Raw genomic sequence first — 4,635 nt, 5'->3', positions numbered from 1 at the left:
TAGGGGATTTCTGGGAAGAGTTTTTTGAGCGCTACGGTTTTAATAAACCAAATGCTAAAAGTTTCTGACACATAAACGAAGAAAGCGATAAAGCCATTTGAAAGGGGTGAAAAAATAATGGAGATGCTTGGAACATTACTTCCGATTATTTTAATGTTTGCGGTTCTTTATTTCCTTTTGATCCGTCCGCAGCAAAAGCAGCAGAAGGCAGTCCGCCAGAAGCAGGAGGAGCTGAAAAAAGGAGATAAGGTCGTAACGATCGGCGGCCTGCACGGCATCGTTGATTCAATTGACGAAAGCAAGGTTGTCATCAAAACAGGCGACAATACCCGTCTGACATTCGACCGCCGCGCGATCAGAGAGGCGTCAGCAGAATAGCCGAAAGGCTGATACATAAGCATCGGAAATCAGACTGTCGTAGGACGTGAAAACGGCGCTAGCGCCGTTCCTTATGTCTTGATGAAGCCGCAGTTGTTCCTGATGTGACATGGCATAAAAGAAGCCTGATGGGCATGAGAAAAGGGAGCGGTCATCCGCTCCCTTTTTGCTGTCTTTATGCACGGCTCCCCTGCAGATTGACCCCGAAAATCCCGCCCAGCATGCTGACTCCCAAAAAACCGGAATGATAGAGCAGCTGCTTCAAATTGAAGGCTTCGCCAAAGCCGAGATATTGAAACAAAAGCACCGTAAGAGAGAAGCAAAGCGCTGTCAATCCTCCGCTCAGCCACCCTTTTTCCTTCGATTTGCCTCCCGCAATAAAACCGCCGATGAACAAGGTAATAAAAGAAATGGCGGTAATAAACCAGCTGAATGAACTTTCGGTTAATGATGTGAAGGTGAGGAGCAGCGAAATGACCAGGCTTCCCGCAAACATCAAAGCGAAAATAACCGCCAAGCTGTATAAAATCCCTTTGCCGACTTGTTTTGGTTCGTTCATCACGATCCTCCTTTCAATATAGACGGGCTCGTCTTTTTAAATGTATTCTGCACGTTTGGCAAATAGACTAGCTCCCCCGACCTTTTATACATAAAAGCCTCAATTTTACAAAGGCTATGTTTAAGATCATGATAGGCGGAAGGAGGCGGGCGGTAATGGATGAAATTTTAGCTCTTACGTTTCGGACGGTCGTTTTGTATTTCATCATCTTTATTTTGTTTCGCTTGATGGGAAAGAGGGAAATAGGCGAGCTGAGCATATTGGATCTTGTCGTTTTTATTATGATGGCCGAAATCGCGGTTTTGGCCATTGAAAATCTCGATGACCACCTTCTCCATACGATCATTCCAATTCTCGTTTTGACGCTGATCCAGGTTATATTTGCATATCTGTCATTGAAAAATCAAAAAATCCGCCGGCTTCTCGATGGAAAACCAACGATTATCATAGACCGCGGAAAAATTGATGAACACGCCATGAGGACACAGCGCTATAATTACGATGATTTGATGACACAGCTGAGAGATAAGAATGTGGAACGAATCGGGGATGTTTCATATGCGATTTTGGAGCCGACCGGGAAGCTTTCAGTGTTTACAAAAGACGGGCCAAACAAAATGATCGAACTGCCGTTGATTGTTGACGGAATGGTTCAAAAAGAACAATTAGAAAAGATCGGGAAAGACCGGGAGTGGCTTGAGCAAAAGCTTGAAAAAAGAGGACACCGCGATCTTTCCAAAATTTCTTATTGCACATATAATAAAGGTTCTTTTTTTATTGACATAAAGGATGAATTTAAACCTTAAAGCGAGAGCTTACGAAATCCAGCGGCCGAACAGCGGAAACCGCTGGATTTCTTCTTTTTTGACCAGCTTGAAGGCGACCAGAAGGAAGACGTAAAGAAAGCTTGTAACCGCGACACACAAAAGCAGGCGCATCGGCTCGGACTGGTCTAAAAAAAGGTGTTCTTTCATCAGAAGGCTTCCCCACCCTGATATCAAAATGACGCCGAAGGATACGATATATTCTTTCAGGTTAATGCTGATGGGAAGCACTTTGCTGACGGTTGCGGCGTGCAGCAGGGTGACGAGGATGATCCCCGTCAAAATCGCCAGCGCAGCCCCCATAATGCCAAGTGAAGGCCGTGAAGCGAGAACAAAAATGAGACCTGTTTTCACAACGGCGCCGACCAGGCTGTTCATCATTGCCGCGCCGGCCAGGTTTAAAGCCTGCAGGACGGCCTGCAGCGGACCTTGGAAATAGTAAAATAAAAAGAATGGAGCCATGATTTTCACATAAATCGCAGCATTTGACGACCCGTACATCACGCTGACCAGCTCATCCGCGTACGAAAACAAAATGACCGCCGATATTCCGCCGCTTAAAAGGCAAAGCCTCATCGCCTGCTCAAGCCTGTATTCCACGACTTGCATTTTTTTCTGTTCGATTCCTTCGCTGATGGCTGGAACGAGCGCCGTAGACAGAGAATATGTGATAAAGCTCGGGAGGGTGAGAAGCGTCAGGGCAAAGCCGGTCAACTCTCCGTACTGGCTCGTTGCGGCGGAAGCGGCGACCCCTGCTATTGCAAGGCTTTGCGCTACGACAATCGGTTCAAAAAACCATGACAGGTTGCCGATAAAACGGCTGCCCGTTGTTGGGAGCGAGACGCTCATCAGCTCGAAAAACGTGGTTCGTCCAGATTTCAGCGATTGGAAAAAACGTTTTCTGATGCGGATTTTCTTTTTGTATTTAAAGGCGACGAACAAATAAAGGAGTGAAGCCAACTCGCCAAACACGGATGACAGCATCGCGCCCGCAGCCGCATATTCGATGCCGAGCGGAAGGAATGCCGTCGTGCATACGGCGACAAGCGATATCCGGACAATTTGTTCGAGAACCTGGGACACGGCAAGCGGCCTCATATTTTGCTTTCCTTGAAAATAGCCCCTCAGCACGCTGGAAACAGCAATGATCGGAACGACCGGTGTAACCGCCAAAAGCGGATAAAGCGTTCTTTTGTCTGTGAGCAGCGTGTCGGCCATCAGCGGGGCGTAGATGAGAAACACCGGAGTAATGACGGCGCTGAGCGTCCCGGTAATTGCAAGAGACATCACTAAAATCTGCTTTGTCTTTCTGTGGTCTCCGCGCGCTTCCGCTTCAGCGACCAACTTGCTGATGGCGACAGGTAGGCCGAACTGGGTGAGGGTGACCGCCAGAAAAAAAGTCGGAGCCGCCATCATATAAAGCCCGACACCTTCACCTCCGATGAACCTTGCGATGACAATCCGGTTGATAAAGCCGAGCATTCTCGTAATCAAACCTGCCGCTATTAAAATGAGCGTTCCTTTTAAAAACGTCTGCTTCGTCATTTCTAGAGTCCCCTGCCTTCTCAAACAACCTTTAATCATATACAATAAGATATGCGCATACATCGTCCAAGCATGACAAGTCTCTCTGAAAAAATGTGAAAGGAGCGTGGCTTTGGCATGGGCAAACATCCGGCTGATCTGTACAAGGATCATTTAAAACCCTTTCTTCACAGCAAGACGGAAGAGTTCAGGATACTCGGTTATGACGATATTGAAATAGAGGAATTGTGGTCATACTTATTGAATAAGAAATGGAAGAAAAAGAAGGATGTTCAAATTCATCAGCTCGCCGGTGATATTTTATCTGTGAAAATTGGCGAATTTATGAACTATGCAACCGTAGAATCGTTTAAAACGTCTAATTTACTCGACAGCAAAGAAGGGCAGAATATGCTCGATGAGCTGCTGAGGTAGCCGTAGATTTTGGTTGATTTAAGGAGGAAATACATAATGAAAAAAGGACGCTTGATTGCGTTTTTCCTTACCGTTCTCTTGATCGGTACGGGACTGGGAATGTTCACGAAGCCGGCTGCAGACAGCATCAGCCTCGGCCTTGACCTTCAGGGCGGTTTTGAGGTTCTGTATGAAGTCCAGCCTGCCAAACAGGGCGACAAAATTGACAGGGACGCCCTCATCAGTACGGTTGAAGCACTGAACCGCCGGGCGAATGTGTTGGGCGTCAGCGAACCGAACATTCAAATCGAAGGAAACAACCGGATCAGGGTTCAGCTTGCCGGCGTCGACAACCAGAACAGGGCGCGGGAAATCTTATCCACACAGGCTCAGCTTACGTTCAGGGATACGAATGACAAAGAGCTTTTGAACGGTTCAGATCTTGTCGAAAACGGTGCTAAACAGTCGTTCAAGCAGGACACAAATGAGCCGATCGTGACGATCAAGCTGAAGGATGCCGATAAATTCGGCGAAGTGACAAAGAAAGTGCTCGATATGAAGCCGAACAACCAGCTCGTCATCTGGCTTGATTACAAAAAAGGCGACTCCTTTAAAAAAGAATCGCAAAAAGCGGATCATAAATACATCTCCGCTCCGAATGTCAGCCAGGTGCTGAACACGTCAGACGTAATGATTGAAGGAAACTTTACGATTCAGGAAGCAAAAGATATGGCGAGCATTTTAAATGCGGGCGCTCTTCCTGTCAAACTCGTTGAAAAGTATTCGACATCCGTCGGCGCGCAGTTTGGGGAGCAGGCTTTGAATGATACCGTGTTTGCGGGAATCGTCGGTATTGCTATTATTTTCTTATTTATGCTTCTTTATTATCGCTTGCCTGGTTTTGTCGCGGTCATTACGCTTTCTGTCTATATCTAC

6 protein-coding genes and 1 pseudogene are annotated in these 4,635 nt (G+C 46.8%); 5 read left to right on the top strand and 2 right to left on the bottom strand.

Annotated features, from left to right (window positions below; genetic code table 11):
* On the top strand, window positions 1-68 hold a 68-nt coding region (locus C1T29_RS24885), incomplete at its 5' end, for a hypothetical protein (protein WP_231516584.1).
* A 46-nt stretch (window positions 69-114) separates the two neighbouring features.
* Window positions 115-378 (top strand): preprotein translocase subunit YajC, encoded by a 264-nt coding sequence (gene yajC / locus C1T29_RS17615; RefSeq protein WP_208945732.1) that lies wholly within the window; start codon window positions 115-117, stop codon window positions 376-378.
* A gap of 175 nt (window positions 379-553) precedes the next feature.
* On the opposite strand, the gene C1T29_RS17610 is transcribed toward yajC, so the two are convergent.
* Window positions 554-937 (bottom strand): TIGR04086 family membrane protein, encoded by a 384-nt coding sequence (locus C1T29_RS17610; RefSeq protein WP_020452418.1) that lies wholly within the window; start codon window positions 935-937, stop codon window positions 554-556.
* Window positions 938-1,092: 155 nt separating this feature from the next.
* On the opposite strand from C1T29_RS17610, the gene C1T29_RS17605 reads away from it, so the two are divergent.
* Window positions 1,093-1,743: a DUF421 domain-containing protein gene (locus C1T29_RS17605; protein WP_020452417.1), complete on the top strand. Its 651-nt coding sequence runs from the start codon at window positions 1,093-1,095 to the stop codon at window positions 1,741-1,743.
* Window positions 1,744-1,752: 9 nt separating this feature from the next.
* Here C1T29_RS17605 and spoVB read toward each other — a convergent pair whose 3' ends face one another.
* Window positions 1,753-3,306 (bottom strand): stage V sporulation protein B, encoded by a 1,554-nt coding sequence (spoVB, locus tag C1T29_RS17600; protein WP_026579144.1) that lies wholly within the window; start codon window positions 3,304-3,306, stop codon window positions 1,753-1,755.
* A gap of 117 nt (window positions 3,307-3,423) precedes the next feature.
* Here spoVB and C1T29_RS17595 point away from each other — a divergent pair, with 117 nt between their 5' ends.
* Window positions 3,424-3,720 (top strand): post-transcriptional regulator, encoded by a 297-nt coding sequence (locus C1T29_RS17595; RefSeq protein WP_023855396.1) that lies wholly within the window; start codon window positions 3,424-3,426, stop codon window positions 3,718-3,720.
* 36 nt (window positions 3,721-3,756) lie between these two features.
* Window positions 3,757-4,635 (top strand): annotated as a pseudogene (locus tag C1T29_RS17590) (protein translocase subunit SecDF); the annotation flags it as partial.

It is taken from the genome of Bacillus sp. MBGLi79, from assembly GCF_002953915.1.
The sequence above is the reverse complement of the archived record's forward strand: the minus strand, read 5'-3'. Positions and strand labels throughout refer to the sequence as shown.